Source organism: Nocardia sp. Root136 (assembly GCF_001427185.1).
Taxonomy (GTDB): domain Bacteria; phylum Actinomycetota; class Actinomycetes; order Mycobacteriales; family Mycobacteriaceae; genus Nocardia; species Nocardia salmonicida.
The window spans coordinates 496,237-518,514 of sequence record NZ_LMFE01000001.1 but is presented as its reverse complement, the minus strand read 5'-3'; the positions used below and the strand labels follow the sequence as shown (position 1 = coordinate 518,514).

Annotated in this window: 23 protein-coding genes; 5 read left to right on the top strand and 18 right to left on the bottom strand. The window is 67.8% G+C overall.

Annotated elements, in window-relative coordinates; all coding sequences use genetic code 11:
* Window positions 1-61: 61 nt before the first annotated feature.
* Window positions 62-679: a TetR/AcrR family transcriptional regulator gene (locus ASD42_RS02580; protein WP_056809735.1), complete on the bottom strand. Its 618-nt coding sequence runs from the start codon at window positions 677-679 to the stop codon at window positions 62-64.
* 117 nt (window positions 680-796) lie between these two features.
* On the opposite strand from ASD42_RS02580, the gene ASD42_RS02575 reads away from it, so the two are divergent.
* Complete coding sequence (locus ASD42_RS02575; protein WP_056809734.1) at window positions 797-1,657, top strand: SDR family NAD(P)-dependent oxidoreductase; 861 nt, start codon at window positions 797-799, stop codon at window positions 1,655-1,657.
* Window positions 1,658-1,661: 4 nt separating this feature from the next.
* Here the strand turns inward: ASD42_RS02575 and ASD42_RS02570 are convergent, their stop codons facing one another.
* The 11 genes from ASD42_RS02570 to ASD42_RS02520 all read right to left on the bottom strand — a co-directional run bounded on the left by ASD42_RS02570 (window position 1,662) and on the right by ASD42_RS02520 (window position 11,608).
* Window positions 1,662-2,267 carry a GTP-binding protein gene (locus ASD42_RS02570; RefSeq protein ID WP_056809731.1) on the bottom strand — a complete coding sequence of 202 codons (606 nt, stop codon included), beginning with the start codon at window positions 2,265-2,267 and terminating at the stop codon, window positions 1,662-1,664.
* Window positions 2,248-2,622, bottom strand: coding sequence for a DUF742 domain-containing protein (locus ASD42_RS02565; protein WP_056809730.1), 375 nt, complete (start codon window positions 2,620-2,622; stop codon window positions 2,248-2,250). Before ASD42_RS02565 ends, ASD42_RS02570 begins: the two co-directional genes overlap by 20 nt.
* 12 nt (window positions 2,623-2,634) lie before the next feature.
* Entirely contained in the window at window positions 2,635-3,039 is a 405-nt protein-coding gene (locus tag ASD42_RS02560) for a roadblock/LC7 domain-containing protein (RefSeq protein ID WP_056809728.1), read from the bottom strand.
* Between the two features lies 1 nt (window position 3,040).
* Complete coding sequence (locus ASD42_RS02555) at window positions 3,041-5,380, bottom strand: sensor histidine kinase (protein WP_056815228.1); 2,340 nt, start codon at window positions 5,378-5,380, stop codon at window positions 3,041-3,043.
* 219 nt (window positions 5,381-5,599) lie between these two features.
* Window positions 5,600-6,007: a DUF779 domain-containing protein gene (locus ASD42_RS02550; RefSeq protein ID WP_056809726.1), complete on the bottom strand. Its 408-nt coding sequence runs from the start codon at window positions 6,005-6,007 to the stop codon at window positions 5,600-5,602.
* Window positions 6,007-7,524, bottom strand: a complete 1,518-nt coding sequence (exaC, locus tag ASD42_RS02545; RefSeq protein WP_056809724.1) for an acetaldehyde dehydrogenase ExaC — start codon at window positions 7,522-7,524, stop codon at window positions 6,007-6,009. Before exaC ends, ASD42_RS02550 begins: the two co-directional genes overlap by 1 nt.
* A gap of 87 nt (window positions 7,525-7,611) precedes the next feature.
* Window positions 7,612-8,886: a transcriptional regulator gene (locus tag ASD42_RS02540; protein WP_235569285.1), complete on the bottom strand. Its 1,275-nt coding sequence runs from the start codon at window positions 8,884-8,886 to the stop codon at window positions 7,612-7,614.
* A gap of 152 nt (window positions 8,887-9,038) precedes the next feature.
* The gene (locus tag ASD42_RS02535) at window positions 9,039-9,359 is read right to left on the bottom strand and encodes a hypothetical protein (protein WP_056809722.1); all 321 of its coding nucleotides are present in this window, start codon (window positions 9,357-9,359) and stop codon (window positions 9,039-9,041) included.
* A gap of 63 nt (window positions 9,360-9,422) precedes the next feature.
* Entirely contained in the window at window positions 9,423-10,571 is a 1,149-nt protein-coding gene (locus tag ASD42_RS02530; protein ID WP_082843736.1) for an alkaline phosphatase family protein, read from the bottom strand.
* Window positions 10,568-10,888 (bottom strand): nuclear transport factor 2 family protein, encoded by a 321-nt coding sequence (locus ASD42_RS02525; RefSeq protein WP_056809719.1) that lies wholly within the window; start codon window positions 10,886-10,888, stop codon window positions 10,568-10,570. The genes ASD42_RS02530 and ASD42_RS02525 overlap by 4 nt, the downstream gene beginning before the upstream one ends.
* A gap of 96 nt (window positions 10,889-10,984) precedes the next feature.
* Window positions 10,985-11,608, bottom strand: a complete 624-nt coding sequence (locus ASD42_RS02520; RefSeq protein ID WP_056809718.1) for a TetR/AcrR family transcriptional regulator — start codon at window positions 11,606-11,608, stop codon at window positions 10,985-10,987.
* Between the two features lie 124 nt (window positions 11,609-11,732).
* On the opposite strand from ASD42_RS02520, the gene ASD42_RS02515 reads away from it, so the two are divergent.
* Window positions 11,733-12,800 (top strand): NAD-dependent epimerase/dehydratase family protein, encoded by a 1,068-nt coding sequence (locus tag ASD42_RS02515; protein ID WP_056815219.1) that lies wholly within the window; start codon window positions 11,733-11,735, stop codon window positions 12,798-12,800.
* A gap of 52 nt (window positions 12,801-12,852) precedes the next feature.
* On the opposite strand, the gene ASD42_RS02510 is transcribed toward ASD42_RS02515, so the two are convergent.
* The 6 genes from ASD42_RS02510 to ASD42_RS02485 all read right to left on the bottom strand — a co-directional run bounded on the left by ASD42_RS02510 (window position 12,853) and on the right by ASD42_RS02485 (window position 18,183).
* A complete protein-coding gene (locus tag ASD42_RS02510; protein WP_056809716.1) occupies window positions 12,853-14,382 on the bottom strand; it encodes a polyamine aminopropyltransferase in 1,530 nt (509 codons plus the stop codon).
* A complete protein-coding gene (locus ASD42_RS02505) occupies window positions 14,382-14,807 on the bottom strand; it encodes a DUF350 domain-containing protein (RefSeq protein WP_056809714.1) in 426 nt (141 codons plus the stop codon). The genes ASD42_RS02510 and ASD42_RS02505 overlap by 1 nt, the downstream gene beginning before the upstream one ends.
* A gap of 69 nt (window positions 14,808-14,876) precedes the next feature.
* Entirely contained in the window at window positions 14,877-15,314 is a 438-nt protein-coding gene (locus ASD42_RS02500) for a DUF4247 domain-containing protein (RefSeq protein WP_162256189.1), read from the bottom strand.
* 141 nt (window positions 15,315-15,455) lie between these two features.
* Window positions 15,456-16,037 (bottom strand): class I SAM-dependent methyltransferase, encoded by a 582-nt coding sequence (locus ASD42_RS02495; protein WP_056809710.1) that lies wholly within the window; start codon window positions 16,035-16,037, stop codon window positions 15,456-15,458.
* Window positions 16,038-16,077: 40 nt separating this feature from the next.
* Window positions 16,078-16,692 carry an HAD family hydrolase gene (locus tag ASD42_RS02490; protein ID WP_056815217.1) on the bottom strand — a complete coding sequence of 205 codons (615 nt, stop codon included), beginning with the start codon at window positions 16,690-16,692 and terminating at the stop codon, window positions 16,078-16,080.
* Between the two features lie 336 nt (window positions 16,693-17,028).
* Complete coding sequence (locus tag ASD42_RS02485) at window positions 17,029-18,183, bottom strand: LLM class flavin-dependent oxidoreductase (RefSeq protein WP_056809707.1); 1,155 nt, start codon at window positions 18,181-18,183, stop codon at window positions 17,029-17,031.
* A 207-nt stretch (window positions 18,184-18,390) separates the two neighbouring features.
* On the opposite strand from ASD42_RS02485, the gene ASD42_RS02480 reads away from it, so the two are divergent.
* The 3 genes from ASD42_RS02480 (at window position 18,391) to ASD42_RS02470 (ending at window position 22,273) form a co-directional block, all read left to right on the top strand.
* Entirely contained in the window at window positions 18,391-19,890 is a 1,500-nt protein-coding gene (locus tag ASD42_RS02480; RefSeq protein ID WP_056809705.1) for a flavin-containing monooxygenase, read from the top strand.
* A gap of 149 nt (window positions 19,891-20,039) precedes the next feature.
* Window positions 20,040-21,311, top strand: coding sequence for a hypothetical protein (locus ASD42_RS02475; RefSeq protein WP_235569284.1), 1,272 nt, complete (start codon window positions 20,040-20,042; stop codon window positions 21,309-21,311).
* Entirely contained in the window at window positions 21,308-22,273 is a 966-nt protein-coding gene (locus ASD42_RS02470; RefSeq protein ID WP_056809700.1) for a glutamate ABC transporter substrate-binding protein, read from the top strand. Before ASD42_RS02475 ends, ASD42_RS02470 begins: the two co-directional genes overlap by 4 nt.
* Window positions 22,274-22,278: the final 5 nt, after the last annotated feature.

Below are 22,278 nucleotides of genomic sequence, written 5' to 3'. Positions count from 1 at the left end.
TCTCGTTCGTCGGCCCGGCCGAGTCGGCCGAATATCCCTGCGGACGGCCCGTTCCGTGAATTCAGCCGCGTAGGCCGCGCAGGGCGGTCTCCACCACGCGATCGGCGAAGTCGGTGGTCAGTGTGCCCGTGCGCAGTAGCCATCGGTCCATCAGTGGGCCCCAGATCATCGCGATGGCCACGTCGAGGTCGATGTCGGCGGCGATCTGGCCCGCGGTCTGCGCGGCGGCCAGCCGTCGGCGTTTCAGATCGTCGACGGGGCCCTGGAGTCGTTCAACGTAAGTCGCGGCCAGGGCGGTGTCGTGCATGATGGCGCTGGTCAGGCCGCGCAGGGGGAGATCGAAGCGGGGGTCGGCCAGTTCGGCGACGGTGGCGCGCAGGACGAGTTTCAGATCCGCTTCCAGGTCGCCGGTGTCCGGCAGGCCGGGTGTCGCGTCGTCGCCGGTCTCGCTGAGCATCAGGAACGCGTCGAGCAGGACGGCGCCCTTGGACGGCCACCACCGGTAGATCGTCTGCTTGCCGACGCCGGCCCTGGCGGCGATCGCCTCGATGGTCAGCTTGTCGTAGCCGATCTCGCCCGCCAGCTCGAAGGCGGCGGACAGGATCGCGCGCCGAGATCCCTCGTTGCGCCGGGTCGCGTCGGCCGTCGGCCGTGGTGTGGGGTTCACCTGCTGACTCATGGCGCCATCCTAGCAATTGAAGAGACGAGACGTTGCGTCTTGACACGACGGCGAGTCGAGGGCATCCTCGAATCATCAGGCGAGACGCAACGTCTTGTCTAGGCAAGGAGGATCGCCATGACCACCACCGGTACCACCACATCCCGTATCTGGTTCGTCACCGGAGCCAGCCGCGGTCTCGGCCGGGCTTTCGCCGAGGCCGCGCTGGCGGCGGGGGACCGGGTCGCCGCCGCCGCGCGCACCGGATCCGCACTCGACGAACTCGCCGCCGCCCATCCGGGCCGGGTCCTGCCGTTGACACTCGACGTCACCGATCGCGGTGCGGTACACGAGGCCGTCGATGCCGCCGTCGCGCACTTCGGTCGTCTCGACATCGTGGTCAACAACGCGGGCACTCTGTCGATGGGCATGATCGAGGAATTCACCGAAACCGAGGCCCGTGCGCAGATGGAGGTCAACTTCTTCGGCGCGCTCTGGGTGAGCCAGGCGGTGCTTCCGCACCTCCGTGCCCAGCGTGGCGGGCACATCGTGCAGGTCTCCAGCATCGGCGGACTGGCCGGGTTCCCGCTGTCGGGAATGTACGCCGCGAGCAAATTCGCGCTCGAGGGCATGAGCGAGGCCCTGGCGATGGAAGCCGCGGAATTCGGTGCGCGCGTGAGCATTCTGCAACCGGGCGGGTACTGGACCGACCTGTATTCGGCGATGGCGAACACCACACCGATCGAGGCCTACGCTCCGCTGCGCGCACAGTTGGAGGCACAGTGGGCCGAAGGGTCGGTCGACAGCGAACCGGCCCTCGCCGCCGAAGCGCTGCTCAGGCTGGTCGGCGCCGAGGAACCGCCGCTGCGCCTGCTGCTCGGAAACATGGTGTACGACTTGGCCTTCGACCTCGCGCGAGCCAAGATGGCCACCTGGTCGGCATGGGAGCAGACCAGCCGAGCCGCGGAGCGGGCAGTCGCCGCGCCGGGCTCGGCCTAGCCGCTCAGGTGGTGACGGGAGTCCGTGCGGCGCGATCGATCAGGTACTCGACCAGGTGCGTCAGCACCGCCTTGGCCGAGGGCCGATCGCGCGCGTCGCACAGGATCACCGGCGTGTTCGGGTCGAGGTCCAGCGCGTCACGCACCTCGTCGACCGTGTAGCGCGGCGCGCCGTCGAAGCAGTTCACCGCGATCAGGAACGGCAAGCCGCGCCGCTCGAAGAAGTCGACAGCCGCGAACGAGTTGCTCAACCGCCGGGTGTCGGCCAGTACGATCGCGCCGAGGGCGCCACGGCACAGCTCGTCCCACAGGAACCAGAAGCGGTCCTGTCCGGGCGTACCGAACAGGTACAGCACCAGATCCCGGTCGATGGTGATGCGACCGAAGTCCAGCGCGACTGTGGTCGTGTGCTTCTGCTCCACGCCCGACAGATCGTCGACACCGGTGCTGACCTCGGTGATCAGCTCTTCGGTCCGCAGCGGCGCGATCTCGCTGATCGCGCCGACCATGGTGGTCTTGCCGACGCCGAAGCCGCCGGCGATGAGGATTTTGACCGAGGCGGCCATGTGCTGGTCGCCTGCGGACGTCGGGTCAAAGTTTTCGGATGCCATCCAGAACCGCTCGCAATATGTTGAGGTCACCGGCACCGGCCTCGGCCGATACCGGAGCCCGGAAGATGAGGTGGCCCTCGGCGATGAGATCACCGACGAGGATCTTGGTCACCGCCAGAGGCAGTTTCAGCACGGCCGAGACCTCGGCCACCGACTGCGGACGTTTGCACAACTGTGCGATCGTCGTGTACTCGGGTTCTGGTTTGCGCAGGGTGGGGGCGGGATGCACTGCTACCACCACCGTGAGCATGTCCAGGTCGTGCGCCGCACCCATGGTGCGGCCGCGGGTCACCGCGTACGGCCGGACCAGGGGTCCGGCCGCGTCGTCGAACCACGGATCGCCGAGTCGAGTCATTGTCGAAACTTTCTATAGCTGCGCATGCCCGTGCCGCGGCTCCGTCGACAGATAACTGCCGACCCGCTGCACGGTGAGATTCATTTCGTAGGCGACCATGCCGAGATTGGCCGACTCGTTGGCTTGCAGTGCCAGGCAGGCGTTTTCGCCTGCGGAGGTGACGAAGAGCACCGCTCGATCGAGCTCGATCACCGCTTGGCGCACACCGCCACCGTCGAACCGGCTACCCGCGCTGCGCGCGAGACCGTAGAGGGTCGAGGACATGGCTGCGAAGTGTTCGGCATCTTCACGCTTCATCTGCGAGGAGCGTCCGAGCAGCAGTCCGTCGGTGGACAGCACAACCGCGTAGCGGACCCCTGCCAGCCGGTCGACGAGATCGTCGAGTAGCCAGTTGAGATCACCGGGGGAAGAGTTCACCTCAGCCTTCCTGTTCGTCCTGATTCGATGTGGTCTGTTGCTTGCGACCCTGGCGGGTGCCGTTCTCGATCGCGGACATGATGTCGCGCGCCTGTTCTGCGGAGCGGGGACGCTCGGGTGCGCGTGGCGCCTCGGCGGCCGGCTCGGTGAGTTCGGGTGCCAGATTCGTCTGCCTGCTGCGCCGCGGCAGTGCGGGACGGTCGTCGGAGCCGGTGTCGTAGCGCGGGTTCTGCACGGGGGGCGCCTCCGGGGCCGGCGCCATCGGACGCGGGGTCGGCGGGTCGGCGACCAAGGTCGCGACGGGCGCCGGAGCCGCTTCGAGGGCGGCGACCGGTGCCGATGATTCCTGCGGTGCGGGCAGACCACGCCGCAGCGGGCCGGTCGTCGTGGGCGGCGTGCCCGCCGAATCGGCCTCGCCCGCCAGCAACTGCTGGGGGATCAGCACGATGGCACGGATGCCGCCGTAATCGGATTCGCTCAGCCGCACCGACACACCGTGTGCCAGGGCCAGCCGGGCGACCACGAACAGGCCGAGGCGCGAGTCCGAGGACAGCGTGCCGACACCGAAGTCCGGCGGATCGGCCAGCATGGTGTTGTAGCGGACCAGGTCGTCGTCGCTCATGCCCATGCCCTGGTCGGTGATCTCGACGACCACCCCCTTGCCGACGACATTGCCGCCCGCCTCGACCCGCGACTGCGGCGGGGAGAACGCGGTGGCGTTGTCGACGAGCTCGGCGAGCAGGTGCACGAGGTCGGCCACGACGGTGCCGACGACGTTGACGTCGGGCAGCTTGGTGACCCGCACGCGCGCGTAGTCGAGCGTTTCGCCGATGGCGCTGCGCACCACGTCCATCACGGGCACCGGCTGACGCCATTGGCGACCAGGTCGACCGCCGCCGAGGATGATCAGGTTCTCGGCGTTGCGGCGTTCGCGGGTGGCCAGGTGGTCGAGCCGGAACAGCGTCTCCAGCAGTGCCGGATCCTCTTGGCGGCGTTCGGCTTCGTCGAGGATCTCGAGCTGGCGGTGCACCACGATCTGGCTGCGGTGGGCGATATTGAGGAACACCGCGCGCACACCCTCACGCGTGCGGGCCTCGTCGACGGCGGCACCGATCGCCGCCGCGGCGGCGTGCTCGAAGGCCTTGGCGACCTGACCGATCTCGTCGTGCCCGAAGTCCAGGGTCGGGGAGGTATCGCTCGACTCGACCTCGCCGCCATCACGCAGGACGCGCATGGTGGCAGGCAGCTTTTCGTCGGCGAGCTGCAGCGTGGCAGTGCGCAGGCTGCGCAGGCGGCGAATGATTCGATTGGCGAGGACCAGCGCGACCAGGAAGGCGAGCACACTGAGGGCGATGACGCCGCCGCCCGCCGCGGCCGCGGTCGCCTCGGCGCGCTGCGAGGAATCCTTCGCCAGGGTCTGGATGAACCTGTTGTGACCGGTGTAGACATCGAGCAGCGTCCGGTTGACGCTGGCCGCGGCGCTCTGCCATTCGGCGGCGGGCATCGGCAGCGCGGGCGGGGTGGCCGCCTTGGCAGTGCTCGTGGTGACCGCGGGAGTGGAGAAGCGCGCGATGATCGCGTTGTCCATCTGGGTCAGTTGCTGCCACTGCGCAGAGGCGGTCAGCGCGACGACAGCGTTGCGCTCGGCTTCGGGGAGCTCGAAGGTGAGGTTGGCGAGTTCGGTGCGGTAGAAGCCACTCTGGCGGATGAATTCGTCGACCCCGACAGCGAAGTCGCCGTCGGCCGCGACCAATGCCGAACCGAGCGCGTTGCCGCGTGACATGGCCTCGATGATGTTGAGCAGGCGCAAACCCTCACCCACACCGGAGGACACGGTCGCGTCGGGCGCGGCGAGCACGGCGATCTTGGTGCCCTGGACGAACTTGTCGACCACCAGATTGAAGAACATGTAGGCGTCCGTGGCGGGCAGCATGCCCGCGTCGGCGCCGCCGCGCATGGCTTTGAGATACTGCTGGGAGGTGGCGAATTCGGCCTGACTGTCGCCGATATCGGCGCCGTCGACGGCTTGCATCTGCTGCACGATCTGGTTGAGCTTCGCGAACGCGGCGTCCGTACGCGTGCGCGCGGCGGGCAGCGCGGGTGTCACGGTCATGTCGCCGGCGACCAGCGACATCGTGAGGTGGCGCTCGGACTGGATCGACTCGACCATTTCCTGCGTCGAGGGGCCGGCTTGCTGGAGCTCTGTGGCCCACGCCTTGGCCTTGTTGCTCTCGTTGACCAGATAGCCGGCGGTACCGACGCCGACGACCACCAGGGTCAAACTGGGTACGAGAGCAATCGCCAGAATCCGGGTGCGCACACCGAGTCTCGCTAAGAACATCGCCACAACGTAACGGAATCGTTGCAGTGTTGTCGTGTGTGTCTCGGTGAGCGAGACGCGATTTGGTTTGCGCGGGAACGCATTTGCTATATGGGTCGAAGACGAAAAAACGGCGAGCTCACCCCACCGGCTGAGCCGCGATGGCCCAGTCGGCGGGGGCTCGCCGCGACCTGGCAGCGCCGGGAAAGATGCTGCCAGGTCAGGTTTTCGGGGGTGCCGCTACAGGGTGCGGTCGGCGCCCGTTCGCGGTGGCGGCCCGGCCGCCAGCGCCGCGTTCTCCGCCGCGGTCAGCAGCCTGGCGCGCAACACGAATCGCATGCCCTGACCGGCCTCGAGCGAATCCTCGGCGGCCTCACCGCGCGTCACATCGACGGTGAGGTGGGTATCTTTCCAGCATTCGAACTGTGCCGCGCTGATCCAGAATTCGGTGTGCCAGCTGAGTCGGCCGAGCAAAATGTCGGCCTTCTCGATCGGGAACTGCTTGGCCGACAGGCACACCGGTGCGCTGTCGTCGTCGCAGCCATCGCCGGCCTGGCGGAACAGCACCGGGCCGTTGTCCTCGATGAGGCGGCGGAGCAGGGTCTGGGCGCGCTCGGTGATCTCCACACGGTGGATTCGATTCTGCATCAGAACATCCCGAGTCTCGTCGTCGAATAACTGACCAGCAGGTTCTTGGTCTGCTGGTAGTGCCCGAGCATCATCGCGTGGTTCTCCCGGCCGAATCCCGACTTCTTGTAGCCACCGAACGCGGCGTGGGCGGGGTAGGCGTGGTAGCAGTTGGTCCAGACCCGGCCCGCCTTGATGCCGCGGCCGAGTCGATGGGCGGTGTTGATATCGCGGGTCCACACGCCCGCACCGAGACCGTAGAGAGTGCCGTTGGCGATGCGGATCGCTTCGTCGACGGTATCGAAGCGGGTGACCGCGACGACCGGGCCGAAAATCTCCTCCTGGAAGATCCGCATCGTGTTGTCACCCTCGAAGACGGTGGGTTCGATGTAGTACCCACCCGGTAGACCGTCGACCTTGCGTGCTTCCCCTCCAGTGAGCACGCGGGCGCCTTCGGCTCTGCCGATGTCGAAATAGGACAGAATCTTCTCGTACTGGTCGTTGCCGGCCTGTGCGCCGATCATCGTCTCGGTGTCGAGCGGATGACCGGACACGATAGCCTCGGTGCGGGCGATGGCGCGGGCGAGGAACTCGTCGTAGATCGACGAGTGGATCAGCGCGCGCGACGGGCACGTGCACACCTCACCCTGGTTCAGGGCGAACATGACGAACCCCTCGACGCACTTGTCGAGATAGTCGTCGTCGGCGGCCATCACATCGGGTAGGAAGATGTTGGGGCTCTTGCCGCCGAGTTCGAGGGTGACCGGAATGATGTTCTCGCTGGCGTACTGCATGATCAGCCGTCCGGTGGTGGTCTCCCCGGTGAAGGCGATCTTGGCCACGCGCGGGCTCCGCGCCAGCGGTTTGCCCGCCTCGACGCCGAAACCGTTGACCACGTTGAGAACTCCGTCGGGCAGCAGATCGGCGATGAGTTCGACGACGAGCAGCAGCGACGCCGGAGTCTGCTCGGCCGGTTTGATCACCACGCAGTTGCCCGCCGCCAACGCGGGGGCGAGTTTCCAGGCGGCCATCAGGATCGGGAAGTTCCACGGAATGATCTGCCCGACCACGCCGAGCGGTTCGTGGAAGTGATAGGCGACGGTATCGGCGTCGATCTGTGACAGCGATCCCTCTTGGGCGCGAAGCACTCCCGCGAAATAGCGGAAGTGATCGATGGCCAGGGGCAGGTCGGCGGCGAGAGTCTCGCGAACCGGTTTGCCGTTGTCCCAGGTTTCGGCCACCGCCAGCGGTTCGAGACTGTTCTCGATCCGGTCGGCGATCTTGAGCAGGATGTCGGAGCGCTCAGTGACCGAGGTCGCGGCCCAGCGCTCGGTGGCGCGGTGCGCGGCCTCGAGCGCCATGTCGATATCGGCGGCTGTGGAGCGGGCCACCGCGCAGAAGGTCTCACCGTCGACCGGTGAGGTGTTGTCGAAATAGCGGCCTTCGACAGGGGGAGACCAATCACCTCCGATGAAGTTGTCGTATCGGGCGGCATAGCTGACTATGCCGGTGTCCGATCCGGGTTTGCCGTAGATCATGCGCCTCGCTCCTCGCGACCTCTGCGTGGTGCCCCACACTATGGTCGGCGAAGGTTGGTACGAGGTTGGTGACGGTGTTCGCGCAGGTCAGCCTTGGCGTGCGGTGAAAAGTCGGGCCGTAACCACGGCGCGGCGGACGTCGTCTCGCGGCAGTAGCCGCAGGGCATGCTCGTGCACGGCGACATCGCCGGGGCACCGCTGCCCGAACGCGACCGCGTGCTCGGGACGGTCGCTGCCCAGCACGGCATTGCGGATACCGACGTCGAGGTGAGCGCGCCACTGTTCGACGCCGGGCAGATCCGAACCGGGCAGCAGTGGCCCGCGATACAGCCACAGCGCCGAGGTGAGGTCGCCGCCCTCGATGGCCGCCAGCAGATCCACCGCGTCGCAGGACACCTCGCCGGTGAGCATGTAGCGCCGGTTCGTGATCTCGCCGCGGGTGGCGCGGCGCAGGTGCGACACATCGGCTTTGAGCGTGTTCAGCGACACCGCCCGCTCACCGTAGACCGCGGCGTGGAGCTGTTCGGGGGTGTAGCCGTCGGGTTCGAGCGCCAGCAGAGCCAGGATCTCGAGTTGGCGTGGCGGCAGCGGTACCGGGCGTCCGTCGCGTAAAAGTCTTGCCGCGCCCAGGCATTCGAGCCGCACACCCGGCGCGGGCGTCGGTGCTTCCGCACGGAGCATCGTCTCCACGGCGGTGACGAGCGCGCGGACCGAGGTCATCACCATCGGATGCGAGCGTTCCCAGGTCGAGGACAGATCGAGCACACCCACCGTTCGACCGTCGGGGCCGTGGATCGGCGCGGAGTAGCAGACCCAGCCGTGCAACGCGGCGACGAGATGCTCCGCGGAGAACACGGTGACAGCCCGGTCGTCGTGCAGGGCAAGCGATAACCCGTTGGTGCCCATATGACTTTCGTCCCAGACCCCGCCCGGCGCGAAGTTCACCGCTTCCCCTTGGCGGCGCAGCGTACGGTCGCCCGCGGTCCACAAGATGGTGCCCGATTCGTCACTGACGACGGCGAGATAGCCCGATTCCTCGGCCATTCCGCGCAGCTGGCCCGCGAGTTCGGTGACGGGCCTGCGCAGCGGGGATTCCGACCAGCGGTCGCTGATGTCGTTGAATCCGGGCGCGACTTCGGTGGCGGGGTCTACGGTGTGCAGTGAGCGCTGCCAGGATTTGGCGACATCGTTGCGCACGGCGCCGGTGTCGCGGGGCAGGGTCAGTGGGCGTGAGGGTGCCGCCAGACGGTTCCACTGTTTCTCGAGCTCGACGCGGTAGTCCGAGAGCCGTTCGGGCCGGTGTGGGCCGGCGATCGGATTGTCGGGGGCGTCTGGTCGGGCTCGTCCCAGGTCTTCGCCCACGTTCACTCCCTGCTCGTCGGTGACGCACCGTTCCAGCGACGAGAACGGGTGTGGCGCTTACTGTCTATCAGCTGTGCCGCCGCCGTGGGAACGTTTGTGCCGAGGACGGCCAGGTCATCTGTCGCTGACCTGTCGTGTCGGCTTGACGCCGACTATTTGTTCAGAAAGATCCCGGCGATGTCGGCGTTCTTGATCGGAGTGTCGACATTGCGCTGGGTCGCGCACAGCAGGTCGACCTGCACGATCATCGAATCGACCACGGTGCCCGCGGGCTCGTTGTCGTTGCCGGTCTGCTGCTTGATCGCCTTGGTGATGGTGATCCGCTTGGTGTTCGCGTCCTGGTTGACGTAGTCGCGGCAGCTGGTTTCGCCACCCTGGTTGAGTGCCCGCTCGACCTCGGTGCAGCCGGTGGCCAGGGCCGCCAGCACCGCGACGCCCACCGCGACGGCGCCGGTTCGGGTGTTGGCAGCCATGTTTCCTCCTGGAATGGTTCACAGCGCGCGCCTGCGCGTCGGGGACAGCTTAGGTGGTGGTGCTCAGGCGCGGTGGATCCGCAGGGGAACCCGCAGTTCGGCGGCGGTGAGCGAGCCGTGATGGCCGACCATGATCGATTGCAGCGGTTCGGCGCCGGACCGCACGACACCGCCGTCGCCGCCGGCGACCACGACGAGATCGCCGATGCGTGCGGCTGCGTCGCGGGTGAGGATCGGGCCGAACCAGCCCGCGTCGATCGCCTCCTCGCGGGTGCGGACCAGGAACCCGGCGCCGAGCACGCCTCGCCAGGTGTCGGCGACCGCAGTGCGGTCGTCGGTGTAGACGTGGCGGGCGCGCGGTTCACCGCCGAGTGCCAGCACATTGTTCGACAGATGCGGGTGGGTGTCGAAGTCGATGCGCTCGGCGAGTTCGACCATGCCGTGATCGGCGGTGACGACGAGCGCCGAGCGCGCGGGCAGACGGGAGGCGATCTCGGCGGCGATCCGGTCGACATTGGCGAGCTCGAACCGCCACGCGCGGCTGGCGGGTCCGCGGGCGTGGCCGGTGGTGTCGAGCTCCGAATGATAGGTATAGACAAGGGTTTTCGGTGCGGAGGTGAGGGCGGTCAGAACGCCGTCGACGAGATCGCCGACCGAGAAGGCCGTGCGGAATCCGCCGCCGCGCCACCCGGCCAGGGTCAGGCCGGAGCCGTCCTGATAGCTCGGCGCTACCTGCACGGCGGCGATGCCCGCGTCGGTGGCCCGCTCGAAGATGGTGCGGTGCGGCTGAATTCGGTCGGGTGGGAAGGCGGTGAGCGCCTCCACCTTGGGTCCGGCGCCGATGAGTTGCCAGCGCAACGAATTGAACAGGCGCTCCTCGCCGGGCAGCCGCATGCTGTAGCCGACGATGCCGTGCTCGCCCGACGGCAGTCCGGTGCCGAGGGTGGTCAAGCTCGTTGCCGTGGTGCTGGGGAAACCGGCGTCGAGGGTGACCTCGGGCAGGCTCGTCAGGAACGGCGCGGCAGCGGATTCGGCGGCCAGGGCTTGCGCGCCGAGTCCGTCGACGAGCAGGACGCAGACCCGGTCGACATCGAGCTCGAGGCCGAGCCGGTCGGTATCGCCGGGCGCGCCGAGGCAGGTCAGTACCGAAGGGAGTAGATCGGAGAGTGCGGCTGTGCCGTAACGCGGTGTCAGCAGGAGATCGTCGCTCACGCCTGTCCTGTTTCGAATCGGCTGATCAGCCCGTCGCGTAGGACGAACTGCCAGGTGGTTCGCATCGAGCCCCACCGGCTGTTGGTGTAGTCGGCGGTGAGTGCGAGGCCGTCTTCGGAGTCGACTGTGTCCACGACGAGATGTCCGTTGCTGCTGAAGATCTCGGCCTCGGTCCACTGCGCGAGATTGCGTTCGACGCCGTCGTCGGACATCGTGGCGTCCTCGGTGAGCACGCCGTAGAACTGGTCGGTGTCCTGCGCGTTGAGCGCGTCGACGAACGCCTCGATCACGGGATCGAGTTTCGCGGTGCCAGACATCGGGCCTCCTGCTCGAATCGGCTACGCATCGACAAACACGGTCGTACCCACTCTAGGGCAGCGCGCACGCCGGTTCGGCGGAATATCGTCGGTGCGTCAGGCGCGTGGCGGGCCCGGGGTGATCAGCGCGGTGAATGTGTGCATGATCGTGTCGACGAGCTCGGGCGCGTGGGTGCCCATTTGTTCGCTGCGCTTTTCGAGATGACCGTCGAGCCATAGCGACGCCAGTCCGTGGGCCAGCCCCCACCAGGCGACGGCGAGGGTCTCGGCGCGGTCGGCGGGGATGGCGCCGACCGCGACGCATTCGGTGACGGTGTCGACCAGGACGTTGAAGGCGGCGTCACCGGCCACGTGGGCGTCGGGGTGCTTTTCGGGTTGGGACAGTTCGGGGCGGAACATCAGCCGGAACTGGGCGGGGTGATCGCGGGAGAACCGCACGTAGGCCGCACCGAGTTCGGTGAGGGCCGCCAGCGGGTCGGGCGTCGTAGCCCTGGCGGTGGTCATGTAGGAGGCCAACTGTTGGAAGCCGTCGATCGACAGCGCCGAGAGCAGTGCGGCGCGGTCGGCGAAATGGTGATAGGGCGCGCCGCTGCTGACCCCGGCCTCCCTGGCGACGCGGCGCAGGCTCACCGCGGCCAAGCCCTCGCTCTCGATCAGGCGCAGGGAGGCGTCCATCAGCGTGGCGCGCAGGTCGCCGTGGTGGTAACTGGTGCGCTTCACCCTCACGAGGGTAGGCGAGACCCGGGCCGGAATTGGCACTGGACAGGAAATCTATGCAGTGTTTAGATTAATTGAGCATCGCTTAGATGCACGCTCCACCGAATCGACGGAATGGATGACCACCATGACCACTCGGGTACTCGTCACCGGCGCGACAGGTTTCGTCGCCGGCCACTGCATCGCCGAACTCCTCGACCACGGCTACGCCGTCCGCGCCACCGTGCGCGATCTCGCCGCGCACGTCACCCGCGCCCACCTCACCGAGCTCGCGCGCCGCACCGGTGGTGACCTGGAATTCGTCGCGGCCTCCCTCGGCGACGACGCGGGCTGGGCCGCGGCGGTCGCGGGTTGCGACACCGTGCTCCACGTCGCGTCACCGTTCCCCGCCACCCCGCCCGACAACGAGCAGGACCTGATCGAACCCGCGGTACAGGGCACCCTGCGCGTGCTGCGCGCCGCGGCGGCCGCCGGTGTTCGACGCGTCGTGCTGACCTCCTCGGTCGCCGCCGTCGCCTACGGCCACGACGTGGACGAGGTGCGCACCGAGGACGACTGGTCGGTGGTCGACCGCATCCCCGCCTACCAGAAGAGCAAGACCCTCGCCGAGCGGGCGGCCTGGGAGTTCGTCGAATCCCTGCCCGCCGCAACCGGTCTAGAACTGGTGGTGGTCAACCCCGGCATGATCCTCGGCCCGCTGCTCGAAGCCAGGACCAGCACCTCCCACGAACCGGTCCGCCGCCTGCTGGCTCGCGATGTGCCGGGTTCGGTGAAAACCGGCTGGACCCCCGTCGATGTCCGCGATCTCGCCGTCGCACACCGGCTGGCGATGGAAGTACCCGAGGCCGCGGGCAATCGATACATCTGTGCGACCGATCCCCTGTGGATGGGGGAGTTGGCTCGCCTGCTGGCTCGTGACTACGCCGCCGAGGGTTTCCGTGTGCCGACCCGGGTTCTGCCGAACTGGGTGATCCGCCTCGTCGCCGTGTTCGACAAGGGTGTCCGCTTGACGGTGCCGGTCCTCGGTCGCACCGAACACGTCAGCGCCGACAAGGCCCGCCGCGAACTCGGCTGGACCATGCGCCCGATCGAGGACACCGTCCGCGACACCGCCGACAGCCTGATCGCCTTCGGCATCGTCACCGCTCCCGGCCGGCCCGCGAAGTCATCGCATGCCGCAGTCGGAACTCGTTGAGCGGGAAGGGAACGCTCGGCACGCACCTGGTCTGTGCGGGTCAGGTCTGAAGTCAACGCCATTCTTGGCGTTGCAGATCCAGGATGACCGGATGCATCAGGGTCGAGACCTCGGGGTCCACCGCCCGGCGGTCCGGTGGGAACACGGTGGCCGCGGTGAGGGTGGTGTCGTCCAGGGAGCGCAGCGGGCCGGGGGAGCGCAGGGTCGGGGTCGGGGGCGCGGTGGCCGAGGCCAGCACGAAGCCCCAGTCGCCGAAGCTCGGGACGTCCACGTGGTACGGGGTGGTGTGCAGTCCCGCAGAGCGCAGGGTGGCGTCGATGGTCCAGAAGGAGCGCGGGGCGAAGAAGGGCGAACCCGATTGCACCACCATGCGGGCGCCGGGCGCGAGGACATTCGCGGCCATCGCGTAGAACTCCTGCGAGTACAGCTTGGCGACCGAGGTCTGGTCCGGATCGGGCAGGTCGACGATCACCGCGTCGAAAAGACCTGGTGCACTGCGTAACCAGGCGAAGGCGTCGGCGTTGACCACCGTGACGCGTTGGTCGTCGAAGGCGCGGCGGTTGAGATCGGTCAGGCGGTCGTCGGTGCGGGCCAGGTCGATCATCGCCGGATCGAGTTCGACCAGCGTCACCTGCGCGATGTCGGGATAGCGCAGGATCTCGCGCAGCGCGAGGCCGTCGCCGCCGCCGAGCACCAGCACCGCACGGCGCGGGCCGGACAGCACCGGGTGCACCAGCGCCTCGTGGTAGCGGTATTCGTCGATCGAGGAGAACTGGAGTCCGCCGTTGAGGTAGAGCCGGGTGTCGGTGGTGGCGAACGGGGAGAACGATTCGGTGAGCACGATCTGCTGATAGGGAGTGCGCGTCTGCCACACGATCGGGTGGGCGAACAGGGCCTGCTGCGCGGTCGCCTCGAAACGGTCGGCGTAGAGGTAGCTGCCGGTGAGGCCGCAGGCGACCGCGACGGTGGCGGCGATCAGAGTGTGGCGGGCGCCGCGGGTCATCTTGTCGCGGAAGAAGAAGAACGCCAACGCGAGTCCGGCGACGGCGTTCACGACCCCGACCACCAGGCTGCCGCGGATCTGGCCGAACACCGGCAGCAGCAGGAACGGAAAGGCCAATCCGCCCAGGAGCGCACCCACGTAGTCGGCGGCGAACAGGTCGGCGACCGCGCTACTGGCCTCCTGCTCACGGATGTCCTGCAGCAACTCCATCAGCAACGGGATCTCCGCACCGACGAGCATGCCGATCACCGCCGCCGCCAGGACCAGCGTGCCCGTATAGATGTTCAGCCATGCGTAACTGGCGTACAGGGCAGCTACCGACAGCCCGCCCACCACGGCCAGCGCCAACTCCACCGCCACGAAAGCGGCAGCGGCACGAGACCGCAACGGTTTCGCCACCAGCGCGCCGACACCCATCGAACACACCATCACGCTCAAGGTGATCGACGCCTGGGCGGCGGTGTCGCCGATGAGATAGCTGCCGAGGGTGACCAGCGACAGCTCGTACACCAAACCGCATGCCGCGCACACGAAGACGGTCGCCAGCAGCGCCGCCCTGGCCAGGCGGTGCCGTGGCATCAGGTGAGGCTCGCGGCCACCACCAGCGCGACCGCGACATGCGCCGACGCCGTGACCCACACCGCCGGGTGTGGTTCGGGGTCGGCGACGACGGCCCGGAAGTCACCGGGAGTGAGCGCGTCGAGCAGCACGAATGCCACCGCCATCGCGGCCAGTCCGATCACTCCGTAGATCGCGCTCGCCAGCAGGGCCTCGGCGATCTTGCCCTCGGAGGTCCAGATGGCCACGGCCACGATGATCCCGACTCCGAACAGGTTCGAGGCGAGCAGGATCGAGGCATTGCGGTTGCGTTCGATCCAGATCTGGGCGCGCAGGTCGCCCGGGGTGAGCAGGTCGACGACGCCGAAACCGACGGCCATCAACACGATTCCCACCGCGGTATAGGCGAGCGCGGCGCCCGCGTTCGCCGCCAGGTCGGCGAGCATGAGGGTCCTCCTGTGCTGAGCGGACGAGATGAACGCCCGGGTTGTCGGGCGACGATGCGCCCGAATGATCTACTTGCCGCCGTTGTCGCTGCCGCCGCCGCGGTAGTCGCCCGCCGCGGATCCGCTGGTCCAGCCGTAGCCGCTGACGTGGCTGTGATGGCGGCGAGTGCCGTTGGACAAGCTGTCGACGAGGACGAGGGCGCCACCGGCATGCGGTGACACCGCGACGAGATCGTTGTCGAATCGCAGATAGTGGTTGTCACCGGTATTGCGCTTGTCGCGCGGATCGGTGGCTTTCGCGATCGTCGCGGCCACCGCGGCAGGGGTGGCGGCGGCGAGGTAGGCCAGACCGTTGTTCGTCTGGTCGAGTTGTTGCGCCCGCCGGTACTTCTCGGCGACGAACTCGCGCGGATCCTCGTCGTGGGTAACAACGACAACGACGATGACTGCCACGATCACCGCGACCACCGTGACCAGGCTCGCGATGATCCACCGGGTGCGATTCATCGACGCGACCCCCCGAACCCGATGCGCCACAAAGCTGTCGGTGATGCGTTGATGACCGGCCCTCCCCATCGAAAAATCCTGCCGGACTGTATCACCCAGGTCGGCGGACACACCGCATCGAACCGGACAATACGGATTCGCTCAGCGCGGCCGTTGCCACCGCAGGGTGTAGCGCCACATCAGGCGGCGGTGGATCTCGGCGCCGGGAAGGTGTTCGGCGGCGGCGGACCGTATTTCGGCGAGGGTTTCCCGTGGAGCGGCCAGGGTGACATCGGGCCCGCCGTGCGAACGGTGTCGCCACCGATCGAGTCCCCAGATGGCGGGTAAGAGGGGTAGATAGTGGAAGTCGCTGACCGGGTGCATCTTCCACAGACCTACCACTGCGAGGGTGCCGCCCGGAGCGACCAGGTGACGCAGCGCGGTGATGCCGTCGCGCACGGGGACGTGGTGCAGCGTGGCGACGGCGGTGACCACGTCGAAGGTCTGGTCCAGGTCGCGGAAGTCGGCGTGTTCGAGGTGGACGTTGGGTGCGGCGGGGGCGTTGGCGATCACCTGGTCGTCGATGTCGACCCCGAGCACCGCATCGCAGCGGGTCGCGAGTTTGCGGGCGAGTAACCCGTCACCGCAGCCGATATCCAATGCCGTGCGGGCGTTTTCGGGCACCTGCTCTAGGACCCAGGGGTGGTATTGCGTGTTGTGGTTCCAGTAGGGGTCGGTCGGCATGACCGGTCAACGCGCCGGGTCTCGGATGGGTTCCGGAACACTACTGGTCGAGCGCCGCGTGGGCGGACAACCACCCGGCGAACTGGGTGAGGTCGTCGAGCACCACATCGGCCCCCGCGGCCCACAAGCCCTCGGCGTCGTAGGGTCCGGTCGTGACGCCGACGGCCACCACACCGGCGGCCTTGGCGCCGCGCATGTCACCCGCGTGATCGCCGACGAAAACATGGGCGGCCTCTGCCCGCAAGACTTCGGCCTTCCCGGTCGACCACAGATCACCGGCGAGGCGATCGACCTGCCAGCCGAGGTGATCGACGTGCAGTCGCGCGTGCGGCTCGAACTTGCCGGTGACGACCAAGGTCCGCCCACCGCCGGTGCGCACGGCGGCCAGGGCGTCATCGGCCCCGGGCAGCGCGGCGATGTGGCCGACGACGTCCGGGTACAGCTCGCGGTAGCGGGTGACCAGATGGGGGATCAGATCGTCGGGCGCGCCTGCCTCACCCAGCAGTGTGGCCAGCGGCGGACCGAGGTGCTCCGCGAAGTGCGAGCCGTCCATCGGAAGATCGAACTCGCGCGCGAGGGTGTCGATCGCCAGGGCGACGCCCGGACGTGAGTCGATGAGAGTCATGTCCAGGTCGAAGCCGACGGTGAGAGTCACGGTGCCGAGCCTATCGCCGACCGTTCCCAACCCTATCGATCGATGTCCGCACCTGCCCCGAACTGCACTGATTCACGTGGAACCCCGGCTGCACTCGATGCCGAAAACGGTTGGGGGAGTGCGGTGCAGCGAAGCATGATGTGCGTCACGGCATTTCGGACCTACCAGTTGGTAATCGGAAAATCGGCAGGTCATGACCGTATCGAAAGACGCCGAAAGGTGTTGAGCCATCCCGTCGCTCGACCGATGGCAGATAACGCAACGGTGCAGCGACTGCCAATCGGTACGGTGAACTACCTGCGCGGCGCTACCTGACCCGGGCCGCGCCCCGAGGCATCAGCTACTGGCGGCCGCGGTGAACGGCGCGATCGTGGGCACCGACACCGGTCGCGACGGATGCGTCCACACACCCTTGCGCTCCAGAATCGGCAGCACACCTTCGCCGAACCAGTACGCCTCCTCCAGGTGCGGATACCCGGACAGGATGAACTGGTCGATCCCGATCGCGGCGTATTCGAGCAGGCGATCGGCCACCTCGGTGTGCGATCCGACCAGCGCGGTACCCGCGCCGCCGCGCACCAGGCCGACGCCCGCCCAGAGATTCGGGGCGATCTCGAGTCCGTCGGTGCGACCGTTGTGCAGCTGCGCCATGCGTCGCTGCCCCTCGGAATCGCTCTTGGCCAGGTTCGCCTGCACCCGTTCGATCTCGCCGGGGGAGATGCCGTCGAGCAGGCGGTCGGCCTCGGCCCACGCCTCGGCGGCGGTATCGCGGCTGATCACGTGGATGCGCAGGCCGAAGTCGACCGTGCGGCCTTCGATCGCGGCCAGTCCACGGATCCAGTCCAGTTTCTCGGCGACAGCGTCGACGGGTTCACCCCAGGTGAGGTAGGTATCGGAGTAGCGGGCGGCGATCGGTCCGGCCGGACCCGACGAGCCGCCGAAGAACACCGGCGGAATCGGGTCGGGACGAGTGCTCAGGATCGCGTCCTTCACCTGCAGATGCTCGCCGGTGAAGCTGAACGGCTCGGTCCGCGACCACAGCTCTCGCACGATGTGCAGGAACTCGCCGGTGCGCGCGTAGCGCTGGGTCTTGTCCAGGAAGTCGCCGTAGGCCTCCTGTTCGCGCTGCTCACCGCCGGTGACGACATTGAGCAGCAGGCGCCCGGCCGAATGACGCTGGAACGTCGCCGCCATCTGCGCGGCCAGGGTGGGGCTGGTCAGTCCGGGGCGCAGCGCCACCAGGAACTTCAGCGTCTCGCTGGTCTGCACCAGCATGGCGGTGGTCAGCCACGCGTCCTCGCACCAGGCGCCGGTGGGTGTGAGCACGCCCTCGAAACCGTTGTCCTCGGCGGCGGCGGTGAGCTGATTGAGATAGCGCAGCGTCGCGGGACGATCACCGGACATGAAGCTGCCGTGTCCGCCCGCCATCAGGCCGCGCGAGTCGCCGTAGGTGGGAAGGAACCAGTGGAACGACAGTCCGCGTTCGGTCATGTCCGCCTTTTTCGTTGCAGTGATGGGGCCTATCGATGCTGACCGGTGCGCGAGCCCCCGTCACGGATTCCGATCACCGTGCGCGCAACCCACGACACGCCGCGGCGTCACCACACCGAACTAGACGTAACTATGCGAAACACGTAACCTCGATACAGGCTCGGGCGACGGTGCGCGGGTCGGCGACCCTACGAAACGAGTTCCTCAATGACGCGGCATGTCGACGTACTGATCATCGGCGCTGGCCTGTCCGGAATCGGCACGGCCTGTCACCTCACTCGCGAGCAGACCGGACGCAGCTACGCGATCCTCGAGCGCCGCGAGAACATCGGCGGCACCTGGGACCTGTTCAAGTACCCCGGCATCCGCTCGGACTCGGACATGCTCACCTTCGGTTTCGGATTCCGTCCCTGGATCGGCACCAAGGTGCTCGCCGACGGCGCCAGCATCCGTGACTACGTCGAGGACACCGCCAAGGAATACGGCGTCACCGACCACATCAGCTTCGGCCGCAAGGTCGTCACCGCCGACTTCGACCGCGGCACCGCCCTGTGGACCGTGCAGGCTGTGATCGAGGCCACCGGCGAGACCGAGACCTGGACCGCCAACTTCGTCGTCGGCGCCAGCGGCTACTACAACTACGACAAGGGCTACCAGCCCGACTTCCCCGGTCAGGACGACTTCAAGGGTCAGATCGTGCACCCGCAGCACTGGCCGGAGGACTTGGACTACGCGGGCAAGAAGGTCGTCGTCATCGGTTCCGGTGCGACCGCGATCACGCTGATCCCGTCGATGGCCGACACCGCCGCCCACGTCACCATGCTGCAGCGTTCGCCCACCTGGATCCAGGCTCTGCCTTCCGACGACCCGGTCGCCATCGGTTTCAAGAAGTCGCGCGTGCCCGACGCCGTCGCCTACAAGATCGGCCGCGCTCGCAACATCGCCCTGCAGCGCGCCAGCTTCCAGCTCTCGCGCACCAACCCCGAGCTGGCCAAGAAGCTGATGCTGGCCCAGGTGCGCCTGCAGCTCGGCAAGAAAGTGGACCTACGCCACTTCACCCCCAGCTACAACCCGTGGGATCAGCGCCTGTGCGTGGTCCCCAACGGCGATCTGTTCAAGGTGCTCAAGAGCGGCAAGGCCGACATCGTCACCGACCGCATCGCGAAGTTCACCGAGAAGGGCATCCTGACCGAGTCGGGTCAGGAGCTCGAGGCCGACATCATCGTCACCGCCACCGGCCTGAACGTGCAGATGCTCGGCGGCATCACCCTGACCATCGACGGCACCCCGGTGAAGTTCAACGAGACGGTCGCCTACAAGAGCGTCCTGTACTCCGATATCCCGAACTTCCTGATGATCATCGGCTACACCAACGCCTCCTGGACGCTGAAGGCCGACCTCGCCGCCGCCTACCTGTGCCGGGTGCTCAACATCATGCGCGACCGCGGCTACACCACCTTCGAGGTGCACGCGAACCCCGAGGACATCGCCGACGAGTCGCTCATGGGCGGCGCCCTCACCTCGGGCTACATCCAGCGTGGCAACGACGCCATGCCCCGCCAGGGTGCCCGCGGCGCCTGGAAACTGATCAACAACTACTACCGGGACCGCACGCTGATGCACAAGGCGCCGATCGAAGACGGCGTGCTGCAGTTCACCAAGACCGGCACCACCGTCAAGCCCGGCGAGAAGGTCGCCGGAGCGTAGACACCGAACTCGAAAGGCCCGCCACTACGAACCGTGGCGGGCCTTTTCTTTGCCCGCGATCGGCCGGTTTCCTTCACCCGGGCGAACTTTCAGCCGCTCCCGTACTATCGCGATCGAAGACACCGCCCGGGGAGATGAAGGAGGACGGTGTGGGATCTCGCCTACCGGCGACCATCCGTGACGCGGGGACGTGGCTGCGGCGATTCGCCGCGACGACACCAGGTGTGATCGGGGTGGTCCTCGTCGTGACCACGGTGGCCTGTCTGGTTGCCGGATCGACTGTGGGCCAACAGCTCGACGCGAAGATCGTACGTACCGAACAGGTGCTGGATCGGACCGAGCCATTGGCCTTCGCCGCGCAGAGTCTGTATGTGTCGCTCTCGGCCGCCGACGCGGGCGCGGCGACGGCCTTCCTGTCCGGTGGCATCGAATCACCGCAGGTACGAGACACTTACGAGCAGGCACTCGCCGATGCCGCCGCCGCACTGGCGGAAGCGACAGCCGGCGCCGCCGACGCGCAGACCAGGGCGATCGTGGCCCGCATCGCCGCCGACCTGCCGACCTACACCGGCTTGGTCGAGACCGCGCGCGCCAATAATCGTCAGGGCTTTCCGGTGGGGTCGGCGTATCTGCGCCAGGCCTCGGATCTGATGCAGACCTCGCTGCTGCCCAATGCCGAACAACTCAGCAAGGCCCGCTTCGCCGCCGTGCGGGAGGACCAACAGCGCATCGGCACGCTGCCATGGACGAGCATCGTGCTCCTGGTGCTCGTGCTCGCGGTGTGCGCGGTCGGGTCGATCGTGTTGCTGCGCCGGACCAACCGTCTGGTGAACACCGGTATGGCCATGGCGGGGCTGGCCGCCCTGGTGGCGTTGCTGTGGACCGCGGGCGCCACCCTGACCGCCGCGCAACTGCTCGACAACGGCAATTCCGGCGCCGGTGCGCGCGTGGAGAACCTGGCGGGCGCCCGCATCCTGGCCCAACAGGCCCGCACCGACGAAACCCTGGCCCTGATCACCCGAGGCGACATCACCGCCACGGAGAAGGCCTTCCATACCCACAGCGGCGACCTGCGCGGGCGTCTCACCGCAGCCGGTGGCGGCGACTCCGATGCCGAACGCGCGCTGACGAATTGGAGCGCGGGACACAACGCCCAGCGCACCGCCTACGAGAAGGCCGACTATCCCGGTGCGGTCACCCAGGCGATCGGTACCGGCCCCGACAGCTCGGCCACCAGCTTCGCCCGCCTCGACCAGGAACTGCGCGACGACCTCGCCCAGGCGCGCGACGACCTGCGCGACGGCGTCGCCGCCGCGGCAACGTCGTTGACCCTGAGCCCCTTCGGCACCCTGTTCCTGCTCCTGGCCGGGGCAGGCGCGGTGATCTCCGGACTCTGGCCACGACTGAAGGAATTCCTGTGAGGCGCCCCCTGCTGGTCGTGCTCGCCGCGGCCCTCGCGCTGGCCGCGGGCTGCGCCGACGCACCCGAACCGACGACCATCGCCGCCACCGTCGTCGCCCCGCCGCTGCCCGGCGCCGAAGCGATCATCTCGGCCCCGGCCGCCGAAGGCACCGGAACCTGCGATACCGAGGCGACTCTGGCGCCGACGACCCAGCCGCGACCGGGTGCTATGCCGGTGGGATCGGCGATGGCCGCGATCGTGGCCAACGGCAGGCTGCGTGTGGGTGTCGATCAGAACACCTACATGTTCGGGTTCCGCAATCCGTCGACCGGCAGGCTCGAAGGTTTCGATATCGACCTCGCCAGGGAGATCGCGCGCGACCTGTTCGGTGACCCGGACAAGATCGAACTGCGCTCCGTCACCGCGGCCGACCGGATCCCGCTGCTGCAGGAGAAGAAGGTCGACATGATCGTGCGCACCTTCTCGGCGACCTGTGAACGCCGCCGCGAGGTCGACTTCTCCAGCGTGTATTACCGTGCGGCGCAACGTATCGCGGCGCCACACGGCGCGGGCATCACCAACGGCACCGGGCTCGCGGGCAAGCGGGTGTGCGTGGCGAAGGGCACGACCGCGGCCGCACCGCTGTTCACCCTGCCGACGCCCCCGAACGTGCTCGGCGTGACCAACTGGACCGACTGTCTGGTCGCCCTGCAGCAGGGCACCGTCGACGCGATCAGCGGTGACGAGCCCATCCTGGCGGGTCTGGTCGCCCAGGACCGCAATCTCGAGGTCGTCGGCGACCCGATCGGTGCGGGCGCGTACGCGGTCGGCGTGCCGCGCGGCAGTGACGAACTGGTGCGCTTCGTCAACGGCGTGCTCGACCGCGCCCGCAACGACGGCACCTGGCAGCGGATCTACACCCAGCACCTGTCGACCCTCGGCGCCTCGCAGGGCCCACCGGTGCCCCGGTACGTCGGATGACCTGG

What these genes read in the sequence shown, in the direction of transcription:
- ASD42_RS02580 (WP_056809735.1), bottom strand. Translation starts at nt 679, where the DNA reads ATGAGTCAGCAGGTGAACCCCACACCACGGCCGACGGCCGACGCGACC.
- ASD42_RS02575 (WP_056809734.1), top strand. Translation starts at nt 797, where the DNA reads ATGACCACCACCGGTACCACCACATCCCGTATCTGGTTCGTCACCGGA.
- ASD42_RS02570 (WP_056809731.1), bottom strand. Translation starts at nt 2,267, where the DNA reads ATGGCATCCGAAAACTTTGACCCGACGTCCGCAGGCGACCAGCACATG.
- ASD42_RS02565 (WP_056809730.1), bottom strand. Translation starts at nt 2,622, where the DNA reads ATGACTCGACTCGGCGATCCGTGGTTCGACGACGCGGCCGGACCCCTG.
- ASD42_RS02555 (WP_056815228.1), bottom strand. Translation starts at nt 5,380, where the DNA reads ATGTTCTTAGCGAGACTCGGTGTGCGCACCCGGATTCTGGCGATTGCT.
- ASD42_RS02550 (WP_056809726.1), bottom strand. Translation starts at nt 6,007, where the DNA reads ATGCAGAATCGAATCCACCGTGTGGAGATCACCGAGCGCGCCCAGACC.
- exaC (WP_056809724.1), bottom strand. Translation starts at nt 7,524, where the DNA reads ATGATCTACGGCAAACCCGGATCGGACACCGGCATAGTCAGCTATGCC.
- ASD42_RS02535 (WP_056809722.1), bottom strand. Translation starts at nt 9,359, where the DNA reads ATGGCTGCCAACACCCGAACCGGCGCCGTCGCGGTGGGCGTCGCGGTG.
- ASD42_RS02525 (WP_056809719.1), bottom strand. Translation starts at nt 10,888, where the DNA reads ATGTCTGGCACCGCGAAACTCGATCCCGTGATCGAGGCGTTCGTCGAC.
- ASD42_RS02515 (WP_056815219.1), top strand. Translation starts at nt 11,733, where the DNA reads ATGACCACTCGGGTACTCGTCACCGGCGCGACAGGTTTCGTCGCCGGC.
- ASD42_RS02510 (WP_056809716.1), bottom strand. Translation starts at nt 14,382, where the DNA reads ATGCCACGGCACCGCCTGGCCAGGGCGGCGCTGCTGGCGACCGTCTTC.
- ASD42_RS02505 (WP_056809714.1), bottom strand. Translation starts at nt 14,807, where the DNA reads ATGCTCGCCGACCTGGCGGCGAACGCGGGCGCCGCGCTCGCCTATACC.
- ASD42_RS02500 (WP_162256189.1), bottom strand. Translation starts at nt 15,314, where the DNA reads ATGAATCGCACCCGGTGGATCATCGCGAGCCTGGTCACGGTGGTCGCG.
- ASD42_RS02495 (WP_056809710.1), bottom strand. Translation starts at nt 16,037, where the DNA reads ATGCCGACCGACCCCTACTGGAACCACAACACGCAATACCACCCCTGG.
- ASD42_RS02485 (WP_056809707.1), bottom strand. Translation starts at nt 18,183, where the DNA reads ATGACCGAACGCGGACTGTCGTTCCACTGGTTCCTTCCCACCTACGGC.
- ASD42_RS02480 (WP_056809705.1), top strand. Translation starts at nt 18,391, where the DNA reads ATGACGCGGCATGTCGACGTACTGATCATCGGCGCTGGCCTGTCCGGA.